The sequence below is a fragment of the Cupriavidus sp. FW305-46 genome, from assembly GCF_058787075.1.
Map to the genome: position 1 here is coordinate 1 of NZ_JBYSZI010000103.1, position 13,659 is coordinate 13,659.

General features: G+C 67.0%; 15 protein-coding genes. 13 read left to right on the top strand and 2 right to left on the bottom strand.

Translation table 11 applies throughout. From position 1 onward, the window contains the following. Positions 1 to 70 precede the first annotated feature (70 nt). Positions 71 to 454 (bottom strand): Mth938-like domain-containing protein, encoded by a 384-nt coding sequence (locus AC3WON_RS29835; RefSeq protein WP_018309168.1) that lies wholly within the window; start codon positions 452 to 454, stop codon positions 71 to 73. A 344-nt stretch (positions 455 to 798) separates the two neighbouring features. Between AC3WON_RS29835 and AC3WON_RS29840 the strand changes: the two genes are divergently transcribed. The 7 genes from AC3WON_RS29840 (at position 799) to crcB (ending at position 7,463) form a co-directional block, all read left to right on the top strand. Continuing rightward, positions 799 to 2,034 carry a pyridoxal phosphate-dependent aminotransferase gene (locus AC3WON_RS29840; RefSeq protein WP_492319946.1) on the top strand — a complete coding sequence of 412 codons (1,236 nt, stop codon included), beginning with the start codon at positions 799 to 801 and terminating at the stop codon, positions 2,032 to 2,034. A gap of 49 nt (positions 2,035 to 2,083) precedes the next feature. Continuing rightward, positions 2,084 to 3,394 carry a homoserine dehydrogenase gene (locus AC3WON_RS29845; RefSeq protein WP_010810475.1) on the top strand — a complete coding sequence of 437 codons (1,311 nt, stop codon included), beginning with the start codon at positions 2,084 to 2,086 and terminating at the stop codon, positions 3,392 to 3,394. A gap of 21 nt (positions 3,395 to 3,415) precedes the next feature. Further along, on the top strand, positions 3,416 to 4,861 hold the full coding sequence (thrC, locus tag AC3WON_RS29850) for a threonine synthase (protein ID WP_492353353.1): 1,446 nt from the start codon (positions 3,416 to 3,418) through the stop codon (positions 4,859 to 4,861). Between the two features lie 173 nt (positions 4,862 to 5,034). Further along, a complete protein-coding gene (locus AC3WON_RS29855; RefSeq protein WP_492319948.1) occupies positions 5,035 to 6,273 on the top strand; it encodes a molybdopterin molybdotransferase MoeA in 1,239 nt (412 codons plus the stop codon). Between the two features lie 32 nt (positions 6,274 to 6,305). Then, positions 6,306 to 6,563, top strand: coding sequence for a molybdopterin converting factor subunit 1 (gene moaD, locus AC3WON_RS29860; protein ID WP_492319949.1), 258 nt, complete (start codon positions 6,306 to 6,308; stop codon positions 6,561 to 6,563). Between the two features lies 1 nt (position 6,564). Further along, positions 6,565 to 7,083, top strand: coding sequence for a molybdenum cofactor biosynthesis protein MoaE (locus tag AC3WON_RS29865; RefSeq protein WP_011615581.1), 519 nt, complete (start codon positions 6,565 to 6,567; stop codon positions 7,081 to 7,083). Further along, positions 7,083 to 7,463 (top strand): fluoride efflux transporter CrcB, encoded by a 381-nt coding sequence (gene crcB / locus AC3WON_RS29870; protein ID WP_492319950.1) that lies wholly within the window; start codon positions 7,083 to 7,085, stop codon positions 7,461 to 7,463. Before AC3WON_RS29865 ends, crcB begins: the two co-directional genes overlap by 1 nt. Here the strand turns inward: crcB and AC3WON_RS29875 are convergent. Next, positions 7,413 to 8,321: an alpha/beta fold hydrolase gene (locus tag AC3WON_RS29875; RefSeq protein ID WP_492353354.1), complete on the bottom strand. Its 909-nt coding sequence runs from the start codon at positions 8,319 to 8,321 to the stop codon at positions 7,413 to 7,415. The two genes, crcB and AC3WON_RS29875, sit on opposite strands and share 51 nt — an antisense overlap. Before the next feature lie 240 nt (positions 8,322 to 8,561). Between AC3WON_RS29875 and AC3WON_RS29880 the strand changes: the two genes are divergently transcribed. The 6 genes from AC3WON_RS29880 to AC3WON_RS29905 all read left to right on the top strand — a co-directional run. Then, on the top strand, positions 8,562 to 9,233 hold the full coding sequence (locus AC3WON_RS29880) for a TetR/AcrR family transcriptional regulator (protein ID WP_492319952.1): 672 nt from the start codon (positions 8,562 to 8,564) through the stop codon (positions 9,231 to 9,233). Next, positions 9,230 to 10,012, top strand: coding sequence for an enoyl-CoA hydratase/isomerase family protein (locus AC3WON_RS29885; RefSeq protein WP_492319953.1), 783 nt, complete (start codon positions 9,230 to 9,232; stop codon positions 10,010 to 10,012). Before AC3WON_RS29880 ends, AC3WON_RS29885 begins: the two co-directional genes overlap by 4 nt. 77 nt (positions 10,013 to 10,089) lie before the next feature. Next, a complete protein-coding gene (locus AC3WON_RS29890; protein ID WP_492319954.1) occupies positions 10,090 to 11,277 on the top strand; it encodes a substrate-binding domain-containing protein in 1,188 nt (395 codons plus the stop codon). 92 nt (positions 11,278 to 11,369) lie between these two features. Then, positions 11,370 to 12,131: an ABC transporter ATP-binding protein gene (locus tag AC3WON_RS29895; RefSeq protein ID WP_041227982.1), complete on the top strand. Its 762-nt coding sequence runs from the start codon at positions 11,370 to 11,372 to the stop codon at positions 12,129 to 12,131. Then, positions 12,124 to 12,864 (top strand): ABC transporter ATP-binding protein, encoded by a 741-nt coding sequence (locus tag AC3WON_RS29900; RefSeq protein WP_492319955.1) that lies wholly within the window; start codon positions 12,124 to 12,126, stop codon positions 12,862 to 12,864. Before AC3WON_RS29895 ends, AC3WON_RS29900 begins: the two co-directional genes overlap by 8 nt. A 15-nt stretch (positions 12,865 to 12,879) precedes the next feature. Next, positions 12,880 to 13,659, top strand: a 780-nt coding sequence (locus AC3WON_RS29905; RefSeq protein WP_492353355.1) for a branched-chain amino acid ABC transporter permease, incomplete at its 3' end; no start/stop codon positions are given.

A 13,659-nucleotide genomic window follows, 5' to 3' on the forward strand; every position in this document is an offset into this window, starting at 1 on the left:
CACCTTGGCGGGGCAGATTGGGGCGCCCTGCCGGACTTCAAGCGTGGCGCCGGCTCAACTTTTGCAAAGATCAGGCGGCTTCGGGTTCGAGCAGCAGCACCGCCGCCACCTTGCGACCTTCCGCCATCAGGATGTTGTAGGTGCGGCAGGCGGCCTGCAGGTCCATGGCGTCCACCCCGACATGGCGGCGTGACAGCGACGCGGTCAGGCGCGGGTGCGGGAAGCGCAGCCGCGAGCCGGTGCCGAGCAGCACCACTTCGGGGCCGAGTTCCACCAGCTGCTCGAAATGCGCGGGTTCCAGGTCTTCGAAGCGGCTGACCGGCCAGGGCCGGACTTCGCCCTCGGGCATGACCAGGACCGAGTTGGTGTGACGGACGAGGTTGATCTCGATGTAGCCCGGCCCGTAGGCCGTGACGGTATTGAGCGACTGGGGCTGGTCGGCGTGGAGTTTCACTTGGAGGCCTCTGCGGCGGCCGCCGCGGGCTGGCGGGCCGGCCCGTGGGGCGGATGGCCGGCACCCCGGGCGGGTACGGTGTGGACGACAGGATGGACGACAGTGCGCAGGCGCCTGGCGTGTGCGCGGCAAGCGCACGCTGCAATGCAAGAATCCCTGCCGAAGTCTGTCATAATCCGATAAATTATAGCTTTTGCCTCCCTGTCTGCCACGTTCGCGTTGCATTGCAGCGGACGTCGCCCCGGCGCGGGGCTTCCGCACGGGGCTTCGGCATTAATTCAGATTCGCCCAGATTCCCTGTCCGGTGCCGCCGACGCGGCACGCTACGCTTGCCCGACATCGCCGTGAAACCCATCCAGAAATCCAACAAACTCAATAACGTTTGCTACGACATCCGCGGACCGGTGCTGGAAAAGGCCAAGCAGATGGAGGAAGAAGGGCACAAGATCATCAAGCTGAATATCGGCAACCTGGCCGTGTTCGGCTTTGACGCGCCGGAAGAGATTCAGCAGGACATGATGCGAAACCTGCCGAATTCGGCAGGTTATTCTGATTCCAAGGGAATTTTCGCCGCACGCAAGGCGATCATGCACTATACCCAGCAAAAAAATATCGAAGGCGTTGGCCTGGACGATATTTATGTCGGCAACGGTGCCTCCGAACTGATCGTGATGGCCGTCAACGCGCTGCTCAATGCCGGCGACGAAGTGCTGGTGCCGGCGCCGGACTACCCGCTGTGGACCGCCGCGGTGAGCCTTTCGGGCGGCACGCCGGTGCACTATATCTGCGACGAGTCCAATGACTGGATGCCCGATCCGGCCGATATCCGCGCCCGCATCACGCCGCATACCAAGGCCATCGTCATCATCAACCCGAACAACCCCACCGGGGCGCTGTATTCGGACGAGCTGCTGCTCGAGATCGTCGCCATCGCGCGCGAGCACGGCCTGATCATCTATGCCGACGAGATCTACGACAAGGTCCTGTACGACGGCCACACCCACACCTCGATCGCCTCGCTCTCGACCGATGTGCTGACCGTGACCTTCAACGGCCTGTCGAAGAACTACCGCTCGTGCGGCTACCGCGCCGGCTGGATGGTGGTGTCGGGCGACAAGCGCCCGGCCATCGACTATATCGAAGGCCTGAACATGCTGTCGTCGATGCGCCTGTGCGCCAACGTTCCGGGCCAGTGGGCGATCCAGACCGCGCTGGGCGGCTACCAGAGCATCAACGACCTGGTCAACGAAGGCGGGCGCCTGCGCCGCCAGCGCGACCTGGCCTACGAGCTGATCACCGCGATCCCGGGTGTTACCTGCGTCAAGCCCAAGGCGGCGCTTTACCTGTTTCCCAAGCTCGACCTGTCGATGTACCCGGTGCAGGACGACCAGGAGTTCATCTACGAACTGCTGCAGGAGTCCAAGGTGCTGCTGGTGCAGGGCTCGGGCTTCAACTGGGCCAAGCCCGATCATTTCCGCATCGTGTTCCTGCCGCACGAGGAAGACCTGCGCGAGGCCATCGGCCGCATCGCGCGCTTCCTCGAGGCGTACCGAAAACGCCACGGCAAGGTAGCGGCCTGATTTCGCGGGCCGCGCCGCAATTCATCCTTAGCAACTCAGAAGATTGTCCATGAACCCCATCAAAGTTGGCCTGCTCGGCATCGGTACCGTCGGTAGCGGCACGTTCAACGTGCTCAAGCGCAATCAGGAAGAAATTCGCCGCCGCGCCGGCCGCGGCATCGAGATTGCCATCGTGGCCGATCTCAACACCGAACGCGCGCGCGAACTGACCAACGGGGAAGTGGAGATCGTCAGCGATGCCAACGAGGTGGTCAACCGCCCCGACATCGACATCGTCATCGAACTGATCGGCGGCTACGGCATCGCGCGCGAGCTGGTGCTCAAGGCGATCGAGAACGGCAAGCACGTGGTCACCGCCAACAAGGCGCTGCTGGCCGTGCACGGCAACGAGATCTTCGAAGCCGCGCGCCGCAAGGGCGTGATCGTGGCGTTCGAGGCTGCCGTCGCCGGCGGCATCCCCATCATCAAGGCGCTGCGCGAAGGCCTGACCGCCAACCGCATCCAGTGGATCGCCGGCATCATCAACGGCACCACCAACTTCATCCTGTCCGAGATGCGCGACAAGGGCCTCGATTTCGACGTGGTGCTGAAGGAAGCGCAGCAGCTCGGCTACGCCGAAGCCGACCCGACCTTCGACATCGAAGGCGTCGATGCCGCGCACAAGGTCACGCTGATGAGCGCGATCGCCTTCGGCATGCCGGTGCAGTTCGACAAGGCCCACGTGGAAGGCATCACCAAGCTGTCAGCCATCGACATCAAGTACGCCGAGGAACTGGGCTACCGCATCAAGCTGCTGGGCATCACCCGCCGCCGCGACGACGGTGTCGAGCTGCGCGTGCATCCGACGCTGGTGCCGGCCTCGCGCCTGATCGCCAACGTCGAAGGTGCGATGAACGCGGTGCTGGTGCAGGGCGACGCCGTGGGCGCGACGCTCTACTACGGCAAGGGCGCCGGCGCCGAGCCGACCGCCTCGGCCGTGATTGCCGACCTGGTCGACGTGACCCGCCTGCACACCGCCGACCCGAACCATCGCGTGCCGCACCTGGCGTTCCAGCCGGATGAGCTGTCGAGCGTGCCGGTGCTGCCGATCGAAGAGATCAACAGCTCGTACTACCTGCGCATGCGCGTGGCCGACGAGACCGGCGTGCTGGCCGAGATCACCCGCATCCTGGCCGAGGGCGGCATCTCGATCGACGCCATGCTGCAGAAGGAATCGCGCGAAGGCGAGCCGCAGACCGACATCATCATCCTCACGCACATCACGCGCGAGAAGCACGTCAACGCGGCGATCGCCAAGATCGAGGCGCTGCCCACCGTGCTGTCCGCCGTGACGCGCCTGCGCATGGAAGAACTGAACTAAGGGCCGGACCTGCTGATTCACATGAAATACCAGTCGACCCGCGGCCATGAGATGCCGCAATCGTTTTCCGAGATCCTGCTGGGCGGCCTGGCGCCGGACGGCGGGCTGTACCTGCCTACCCAGTACCCGCAAGTCACCGCCGATGAGCTCGAAGCGTGGCGCAAGCTGTCGTATGCCGACCTGGCCTACGAGATCCTACGCAAGTTCTGCGACGATATTCCTGCCGAAGACCTGCGCGCGCTGACGCGCAAGACCTATACGCCCGAGGTGTACTGCAATGCGCGCGAAGGCGACAACACCGCCGACATCACGCCGCTGCGCACGCTCGGTGAAGAGGGCGGCACCAGGCTGCAACTGCTGGGCCTGTCCAACGGCCCGACGCTGGCCTTCAAGGACATGGCGATGCAGCTGCTCGGCAATCTGTTCGAGTACGCGCTGGGCCGCGCCGGGCAGGAGCTGAACATCCTGGGTGCGACTTCCGGCGATACCGGCAGCGCGGCAGAATACGCCATGCGCGGCAAGCGCGGCATCCGCGTGTTCATGCTGAGCCCGCACCGCAAGATGAGCGCGTTCCAGACCGCGCAGATGTTCAGCCTGCAGGACGCCAACATCTTCAACCTCGCCGTCGAAGGCGTGTTCGACGACTGCCAGGACATCGTCAAGGCGGTCTCCAACGACCTCGACTACAAGGCGCGCCAGAAGATCGGCACCGTCAACTCGATCAACTGGGCGCGCGTCGTGGCCCAGGTGGTGTACTACTTCAAGGGCTGGCTGCTGGCGACCAGCGGCCCCGGCCAGAAGGTCTCGTTCTGCGTGCCGTCGGGCAACTTCGGCAACGTCTGCGCCGGCCATATCGCGCGCATGATGGGCCTGCCGATCGACAAGCTGGTAGTGGCCACCAACGAGAACGACGTGCTCGACGAGTTCTTCCGCACCGGTGCCTACCGCGTGCGCAAGTCGGCCGAGACGTACCACACCTCGAGCCCGAGCATGGATATTTCCAAGGCCTCGAACTTCGAGCGCTTCGTGTTCGACCTGCTCGGCCAGGACGCCGGCAAGCTGGTGGCGCTGTTCCGCGACGTGGAAGAGAAGGGCGGCTTCGACCTGTCGGGCACGCCGGAATTCGACCGCATCCGCGAGTTCGGCTTTGTCTCGGGCCGCAGCACGCATGACGACCGCGTGGCCACCATCCGCGACCTGTCGTCGCGCTACGGTATCACCATCGATACCCATACCGCCGATGGCGTCAAGGTGGCGCGCGAGCATCTCGGCGCCGGCGTGCCGATGGTGGTGCTGGAAACCGCGCTGCCGGCCAAGTTCGCCGACACCATCCGCGAAGCGCTTGGCCACGAGCCGGAGCGCCCGGCCAGGTTCGAGGGCATCGAGAGCCTGCCGCAGCGCTTTGAAGTGATGCCGGCCGACGCCGCGCAGGTCAAGGCCTACATCGCCGGCCACACCGGCCTGTAAGCGCGCGGGCGCGTGCAGCCCGCTGCGGCGCTGCCGCATGCCGGGCCCGCGCCAACTCGCTACAATCAGGCTGCGGGCCCGATCTCCGGCCCCCGGATTGCCTGCCCCAACCAAGTGGGTGCCGGCAATGCGCGGGCCGTTTTTCGTGGGCCAACACTTTCCCACATCGCACCATGACCCAAGCCGCAGCACCTTCCCGCCCCCCGATGCTGACCATGGCCCAGGCGCTCGACGCGCTGCTCGGCGCCGCCCGTCCGCTGGCGCAGCTTGAATCCATCGACACGCTCCACGCCAACGGCCGCGTGCTGGCCGCGCCCGTGACCAGCACGCTGCGCGTGCCGCCGGCAGACAATACCTCGATGGACGGCTACGCCATGCGCGCGGGCGATGTGCCCGCTGCCGGCACGCGGCTGCGCGTGTCGCAACGGATTCCCGCCGGCCATGTCGGCACCGCGCTGGAACCCGGCACCGCCGCGCGCATCTTCACCGGCGGGCTGATCCCGCCGGGCGCCGACGCCGTGGTGATGCAGGAGCAATGCACCGCCGAGGGCGAGGACGTGATCGTCAACCACGTGCCGCAATCCGGTGAATGGGTGCGGCGCGCGGGCGAGGATATCGAAGCCGGCAGCGTGATCCTGCCGGCCGGCACGCGGCTGACGCCGCAGGCGCTGGGGCTGGCCGCATCGGTCGGCCAGGCGAAGCTGGACGTGGTGCGGCGCGTGCGCGTGGCCGTGTTCTTCACCGGCGACGAGCTGGCGATGCCGGGCGAGCCGCTCAAGCCGGGCGCCATCTACAACTCCAACCGCTTCACGCTGCGCGGCCTGCTGGAAAACCTGGGCTGCGAGGTCAGCGACTTCGGCATCGTTCCCGACACACTGGCCACCACGCGCGAGACGCTGCGCCGTGCGGCGCAGGGGCACGACCTGATCATCACCTCGGGCGGTGTTTCGGTCGGCGAGGAAGACCATATCAAGCCCGCGGTCGAGGCCGAAGGACGGCTCGACATGTGGCAGATCGCGATCAAGCCGGGCAAGCCGCTGGCGTTCGGGCAGGTCAACAACGATGCTGAGCCGGCGTTCTTCCTGGGTTTGCCGGGCAACCCGGTGTCCAGCTTCGTGACCTTCCTGCTGTTCGTGCGCCCGTTCATCCTGCGCCTGCAGGGCGTGGCCGGCGTGACCCCGCGGCGCCTGCCGCTGCGCGCGGATTTCGAGCTGAAGAAGGGCGACCGCCGCAATGAGTTCCTGCGCGCTCGCATCAATGCCGAGGGGGGGCTGGACCTGTTCCCCAACCAGAGCTCGGGCGTGCTGACCTCCACCGTATGGGGCGATGGCCTGATCGACAATCCGCCCAACCAGCCGATCGCGCGCGGCGATACCGTGCAGTTCATTCCGTTTGACGGCCTGCTCGCGTAGCCGGCCCGTATTACCAGGACGCAGAAGCAGTGATGATCATCGAACTCAGATTCTTTGCCAGCGTGCGCGAGCAACTGGGCGTGGCCGAAGAGCGCGCCGAGGTGCCGGCCGAGGTGCGCACCGTGGGCGAATTACGCCACTGGCTGATTCAGCGCGGCGGCCCCTGGGCCGAAACTCTAGCCGAAGGCCGCGCGCTGCGCATGGCCGTCGACCATGCGGTGGCGCGCCCCGATACGGCGATTGCCAACGGCTGCGAAGTCGCCTTTTTCCCACCAGTGACCGGAGGCTGAGATGAGCGTCAGGGTGCAGCGTGAGGATTTCGATCTCGGTGCGGAAGTCGCGGCGCTGCGTGCCGGCAATCCGGCGGTCGGCGCGGTGGCCAGCTTTATCGGCACGGTGCGCGATGTCAGCGACGGCAGCGCGGTCAGCGCGATGGAGCTGGAGCACTATCCGGGCATGACCGAGAAGGCGCTGGCGCAGATCGAGGCGGCTGCGTGCGCGCGCTGGGCGCTGCTGGGCGTGACCATCATCCACCGCGTCGGCCCGATGCAGCCGCTGGACCAGATCGTGATGGTCGCGGTGGCGTCGGCGCATCGCGGCAATGCCTTTGCCGCGTGCGAGTTCATCATGGACTACCTCAAGTCCGAAGCGCCGTTCTGGAAGAAGGAGGACACCCCGGAAGGGGCGCGCTGGGTCGACGCCCGCGTGACCGACGAAGCCGCCCTCCAGCGCTGGGGGATCGCATCGTTCAATGCCAGCGGCGACGATGCTGGCGCACCACCGGAGAAGCAGGGCGGGAGCCAGCCCTGATGGGGTCGCTCGGCTTTGTCGCCGTGGGCCTAGGCGCCGCGGCGGGTGCGTGGCTGCGCTGGGGCTTCGCGGTGCTGTGGAACGCGATCAATCCCGCGCTACCCTATGGCACGCTGGCGGCCAACCTGCTGGGCGGCTACCTGGTCGGCCTGGCGGTCGGGTTCTTCGATACGCACGCGGGCCTGCCGCCGGAATGGCGCCTGCTGGCCATCACCGGCTTCCTTGGCGGGCTGACCACGTTCTCGACCTTTTCCAGCGAGGTGGTGGCGAACCTGATTGCCGGCGACTACGGCTGGGCGGCGCTGCACCTGCTGCTGCACCTGGGCGGCTCACTGCTGCTGACCGCGTTCGGCCTCTGGACTTACCGCCTGCTGGCCTGACGCGGCCCGGGCGATCAGGCCCAGCAGCGCGGCATTGAACGCCTGCGGCTGCTCCATGTGCGGGCTGTGGCCGGCGCCGGCCACCACGCTGAATCCCGCCCCGGGCCGCAGTGCGAGCGTGGCGGCGCCCACCGCGGGCGCATAGAGCCGGCTGGCTTCCCCGTACAAATGGAACAGCGGCAGCCCGGTGGCTCGCAATGTCTCCCGGAAATCCTGGCGCGCCATGTCTTCCCATAAAGCGGCAAGCGCCAACGCATCGCACTGGCCCGCCATGTGCGCGATGCGTTGCATTGCGGCGCCTTCCGGGCGACTTCCCGCCGACCACATTCCCAGCGCGACCGACGGCGCCAGCCGGGGCCAGTCGGCCCGGATGCGGGCCGCCATCTGCGCGGCGTGCGCAATCTCATAGTGGCCGTGCAGGCCATGCGGCCAGGCCGCATCGGTCACCAGCCTCGGTGTCATGTCGATGCTGCCGACCGCTGCCAGCGGAAGACCCGAATGGTCCCGCAGCAGCGCCCATGCCACCATCGCCCCCATCGACCAGCCAGCGACCACCACGTCTGTCAGCCCGAGGTGCGCAACCAGTCCGGCGACGTCGCGCGCCAGCGCCGTGATCGTGGTGCCGTCGCGCTCGCGCGACAGGCCGTGGCCGGCATGGTCGGGCGCGATCACGCGGATTCCCGCCAGTGCGAGCGCCCGCTGGCCGTCGAAGGCCTCGCCGGTGACGGACCAGCCGTGCAGCAACAGCAGCGGCCGTCCCTGGCCGGTTTCGCGCCAGCCTGGCAAGGCGCCGCGTGCCGGGTGGCTGGCGAACGGCGGCGAAGCGGGGCCGGCAGATGCCGAATCGGAAGCGTCCAACGACGGTTCTCTCCTGGCAGGAGGGTAAAGGGCAGCGGCCTGGATGCCACCGGGTGAGGGTGCCTCTCTATTGACATCCACGGTGGGCAATTTATACGATGAAACATGAATCAGCTATCAGGTTTTGCCTGAGTGGCGATTCCCGGCGCAGGCAGGCGCGGAGGAGGCACCTGCCTGCGCCGGCAGACATGAAGCGGCTGGCATTCCAATGACAAGGCGCGCAGCGCCACCGGAGACAAGATGTCCCAGACCGACACGGGCGCACCGCCCGAAACCGGCGCAACCCGCGAACCCGGCGCAACCCGCGAACCCGGTCATGCCGGCGGCATCTGCCCGCCCAAGACCGCGCGCGGGCAGAAGACGCGCGAGGCGCTGCTGCGCGCGGCCGAGAAGGTGTTCGGTGAGAAAGGCTATTACGCCGCGTCGATCTCCGAGATCACGCAGGAAGCCAAGGTCGCGATGGGCACCTTCTACCTGTATTTCAAGGACAAGGAAGACATCTTCCGCGCGCTGGTCGCGCACATGCTGGAACTGGTGCGCGCCCACCTGCGCAAGCACGTTGCCGCCGCGGCCACCCAGATGGAAGCCGAGCGCCTGGGGCTGAAGGCATTTCTCTCTTTCGTTTCGCGCCACAAGAACCTGTACCGGATCGTGCTTGATTCGTACTCGGTCGATGAGACCATCTACAGCAGCTATTTCCAGGTGTTTGCCGAGCTCTACAGCCGGCGCCTGACGCGCGCCGAAGAGCAGGGCGAGATCGTGCCCGGCGATGCCGAGGTGCGCGCCTGGTGCCTGATCGGCATCAGCAACTTCCTGGGCATGCGCTATGCGCGCTGGAAGCGCCCGCCTTCGATGGAGAAGGTGGTCGACACCGCTTTCGACCTGATCTCGCACGGCCTGCAGCCGCGATGAACGCCCACGCAGAACCCCTGGTGCAGTGGGCGCGCGCCGATGGCGTGGCGCTGCTGCGCCTGAACCGGCCGCAGCGGCACAACAGCCTGGTGCCCGAGTTGCTGGAAGCGCTGCTCGCCGCGCTGGACGAGATTGAAGCCGACCCGGCGATTCATGCCGTGGTGCTGACGCATGCCGGGAAAAATTTCTCCACCGGCGGCGATGTCGCGGCATTCGCTGCGCAGGGCGACGCGATAGCCAGCTACGCCGACCGGCTGCTGGCACTGCTGAACCGTTCGATCCTGCGCCTGGCAGCGCTGCGCTGCCCGGTGGTGGCGGCGGTGGAGGGCTGGCTGACGGGCGGCTCGCTGGGTTTGGTGCTGGCGTGCGACATGGCGGTGCTGGCGCGGGATGCGCGCATCGCGCCGTACTACACGGTGGTTGGCTTCAGCCCGGACGGCGGCTGGACCGCGATGCTGCCGCAGCTGGTCGGCACGCCGCGGGCGCGCGCCTGGCAGCTGAACAATACGATCGTCGCCGCGCCGGAGGCGGCGGCGCTCGGGCTGGCGACTGCGCTGGCCGCACCGGGTTCGGCCGAGGCCGATGCCGCGACGCTGGCGCGTGGCGTCATGCGCAAGGTGCCGGGCAGCGTGGCCCGCACGCGCGCGCTGTTGCGCTGGGACGCCGACACCCTGGCGGCCGGCCTTGAGCGCGAGCGCGCGGCCTTTGTCGCACAGATCGCCAGCGCCGAGACTGCCGACGGCATGCGGTGCTTCCTGGCAGGGCGCGCGCGCGAATAGTTTGTAGAGCTTTCCCAGGCAGTTGCAGCAGGTTTCATCCAGACAAAGACAAACGAGACCGAACACAGGAGACAGCAATGCAACGCAACCCACTCGCCGTACGTGCCCTGGTCATGGCCGCCGGCCTGCTTGCCGCCGGCACCGCGCTGGCCAAGGACATCCGCATCGCGCACGTCTATGACAAGACCGGCGCGCTCGAGGCCTACGCCAAGCAGACCCAGACCGGCTTGATGATGGGTCTGGAATACGCCACCAACGGCACCATGACCGTCAACGGCAACAAGCTGGTGGTGATCGAGAAAGACACCCAGGGCAAGCCGGACGTGGCCAAGGCCCAGCTGGCCGCCGCCTACAGCGACGACCGCGCCGATATCGCGGTCGGCCCCACCTCTTCCGGCACCGCGCTGGCGATGCTGCCGGTGGCAGAGGAATACAAGAAGGTACTGCTGGTCGAACCCGCGGTGGCCGACTCGATCACCGGCGACAAGTGGAACCGCTATATCTTCCGCACCGGCCGCAACTCGTCGCAGGACGCAATCTCCAACGCCGTGGCGCTGGACAAGCCGGGCGTGCAGATCGCCACGCTGGCGCAGGACTACGCTTTTGGCCGCGACGGCGTCAAGGCCTTCAAGGGCGCGCTGAAGAACGCCAGGGTCGTGCATGAGGAATACCTGCCGACCAGCACCACGGACTTCACCGCAGGCGCGCAGCGGCTGTTTGATTCGCTCAAGGACAAGCCGGGTCGCAAGGTGATTTTCATTATCTGGGCCGGTGCCGGCAACCCGTTCAAGATCGCGGATCTGGATCCCAAGCGCTACGGCATCGAGATTGCCACGGGCGGCAACATCCTGCCGGCGATGGCCAGCTACAAGAACTTCCCGGGCATGGAAGGGGCTACGTACTACTACTTCGGCATTCCCAAGAACAAGGCCAATGAGTGGCTGGTGTCCAACCACTACAGCAAGTTCAAGGCGCCGCCCGATTTCTTCACGGCCGGCGGCATGACCGCGGGCATCGCGCTGGTGGAGGCGCTGAAGAAGACCAGCGGCGAGACCGGCACCGAGAAGCTGATCACGGCGATGGAAGGCATGTCATTCGACACCCCCAAGGGCAAGATGACTTTCCGCAAGGAAGACCACCAGGCCATGCAGTCGATGTACCACTTCAAGATCAAGGTGGATCCGGCCTTCGCCTGGGGCGTGCCTGAGCTCGTGCGCGAGATCAAGCCCGAAGAAATGGCCGTGCCCGTGCGCAACCACCGCTGATGAACGCGCCAGCATCCTTCACCCGGTCCGCGCCGGCGCCGTCGCAGCCGGCCGCCGGGCACGCCGGCGCGACTGCCGCCGCGGCGCAGCCGCTGCTGGAGACGCGCGGCCTGACCATCCGCTTTGGCGGCCATGTGGCCGTCAATGCGGTGTCGTGCGCGTTCCGGCCCGGCGAGCTGACCTGCATCGTCGGCCCCAACGGCGCCGGCAAGACCACGTACTTCAACCTGGTCTCGGGCCAGTTGCCGCCCACGGCCGGGCAGATCCTGCTGGATGGCGAGGACGTGACGCGCCTGCCGGTGTCGCAGAAGACGCGCCGTGGCATCGGCCGCGCTTTCCAGCTGACCAGCCTGTTCCCGCAGCTGTCGGTGCTGGAGAACGTGCGCCTGGCGGTGCAGGCGCGCCAGCAGCGCGGCATCGACCTGTTCTCGATGTGGACCAGCCACCGCGACGTGCAGGCGCAGGCCATGGCGATCCTGGAGCGCGTGGCGCTGGCCGGCAAGCGCCAGCTGACGGTGGCCTCGCTGCCGCACGGCGACCAGCGCAAGCTGGAGGTCGGCATCCTGCTGGCGCTGCAGCCGCGCGTGTTCATGTTCGACGAGCCCACCGCGGGCATGAGCGTGGATGAAGTGCCGGTGATCCTTGACCTGATCCGCGAGATCCGCCAGGACCGCAGCAAGACCGTGCTGCTGGTCGAACACAAGATGGACGTGGTGCGCTCGCTGGCCGACCGCATCATCGTGCTGCACAACGGCACCCTGGTGGCCGACGGCGACCCGGCCGAGGTGATCGCCTCGCCGGTGGTGCAGCAGGCTTACCTGGGCATGCCGGAAGAGGAGGGCAGCCATGGCTGACGCACAAGCAACCGGGCCGATCCTGCGTTTACAGGGCGTGCAGACCCATATCGGCCCGTACCACATCCTGCACGGCGTCAGCTTCGAGGTGCCGCGCGGCGGCGTGACCATGCTGCTGGGGCGCAACGGCGCCGGCAAGACCACCACGCTGCGCACCATCATGGGCCTGTGGCAGGCCAGCACCGGCACGGTGACCTTTGACGGCACCGACATCACGCGCCACAGCACGCCCGCGATCGCGCAGGCCGGCATTGCCTACGTGCCGGAAAACATGAGCGTGTTCTCCGACCTGACCGTGGCCGAAAACATGCGCCTGGCAGCGCGCACCGGCGCCATCGACGAGCGCCGGCTGGACTGGGTGTTCCGCATGTTTCCGGCGCTTAGGACCTTCTGGCAGCAGCGCGCCGGCGTGCTGTCGGGCGGGCAGAAGCAGATGCTGTCGGTAGCGCGCGCCATCATCGAGCCGCGCCAGCTGCTGATCGTCGACGAGCCCACCAAGGGCCTGGCGCCGGCCATCATCCAGAACATGATCCATGTGTTCCGCGAGCTCAAGCAGACCGAGGTGTCGATCCTGCTGGTGGAGCAGAACTTCCATATGGCGAAGTCGGTGGGGGATACGGTGGCGGTGATGGACGATGGGCGGACGGTGCACACGGGCACGATGGCGGCGCTGGCTGAAGACGACGGGCTGCAGCAGAAGTTGCTGGGGCTGTCGCTGGCGGCGCACCAGTAACGCGGGACAACACACATGACCACTTCAACGACATTGCCGGCCGCCGCACCGTCGGACCTGCCCAAGGTACGGCTCGACTGGACCCCGCTGGCGCTGGCGCCGCTGCTGATGCTGCTGGCCTATCCGCTGGTCGGCAGCCCGTCGACCTGGCTCACGCTGACCATTGCCGGGCTCGCGATGGGAATGATCATCTTCGTCGTCTCGTCGGGCCTGACGCTGGTGTTCGGCCTGATGGATGTGCTCAACTTCGGCCACGGCGCCTTCATCGCGCTGGGCGCTTATGTGGCCGCCTCGGTCCTGCTGCCACTGGCAGGCTGGGTCGAGGCCGACAGCCTGGCGTTGAACCTGTCGGTGTTTGCACTGGCGATCGTAGCCGCAATGGTCGCAGCCGGCGCGGTCGGGCTGTTCTTCGAGCGCGTGGTGGTGCGCCCGGTCTACGGCCAGCACCTGAAGCAGATCCTGATCACGATGGGCGGCATGATCGTGGCCGAGCAGCTGATCAAGGCGATCTGGGGCCCCGAGACCATCGCGCTGCAGGTGCCCACCACCTTCCGCGGCGCGGTGCTGCTGGGCGATGCCGCGATCGAGAAATACCGGCTGATCGCGATGGCGCTGGGGCTGGTGATCTTTATCGCCATGCTGTTGCTGCTGAATCGCACCCGCATCGGCCTGCTGATCCGCGCCGGCGTGGAGAACCGCGAGATGGTCGAAGCGCTTGGCTACCGCGTGCGGCGCCTGTTTATCGGCGTGTTCGTCGCGGGCGCGGCGCTGGCGGGGCTGGGCGGGGTGCTGTGG

Bases quoted from the DNA above. Each gene is read 5' to 3' on its own strand.
- AC3WON_RS29845 (WP_010810475.1), top strand. From the start codon at position 2,084: ATGAACCCCATCAAAGTTGGCCTGCTCGGCATCGGTACCGTCGGTAGC.
- thrC (WP_492353353.1), top strand. From the start codon at position 3,416: ATGAAATACCAGTCGACCCGCGGCCATGAGATGCCGCAATCGTTTTCC.
- AC3WON_RS29855 (WP_492319948.1), top strand. From the start codon at position 5,035: ATGACCCAAGCCGCAGCACCTTCCCGCCCCCCGATGCTGACCATGGCC.
- moaD (WP_492319949.1), top strand. From the start codon at position 6,306: ATGATCATCGAACTCAGATTCTTTGCCAGCGTGCGCGAGCAACTGGGC.
- AC3WON_RS29865 (WP_011615581.1), top strand. From the start codon at position 6,565: ATGAGCGTCAGGGTGCAGCGTGAGGATTTCGATCTCGGTGCGGAAGTC.
- crcB (WP_492319950.1), top strand. From the start codon at position 7,083: ATGGGGTCGCTCGGCTTTGTCGCCGTGGGCCTAGGCGCCGCGGCGGGT.
- AC3WON_RS29880 (WP_492319952.1), top strand. From the start codon at position 8,562: ATGTCCCAGACCGACACGGGCGCACCGCCCGAAACCGGCGCAACCCGC.
- AC3WON_RS29885 (WP_492319953.1), top strand. From the start codon at position 9,230: ATGAACGCCCACGCAGAACCCCTGGTGCAGTGGGCGCGCGCCGATGGC.
- AC3WON_RS29890 (WP_492319954.1), top strand. From the start codon at position 10,090: ATGCAACGCAACCCACTCGCCGTACGTGCCCTGGTCATGGCCGCCGGC.
- AC3WON_RS29900 (WP_492319955.1), top strand. From the start codon at position 12,124: ATGGCTGACGCACAAGCAACCGGGCCGATCCTGCGTTTACAGGGCGTG.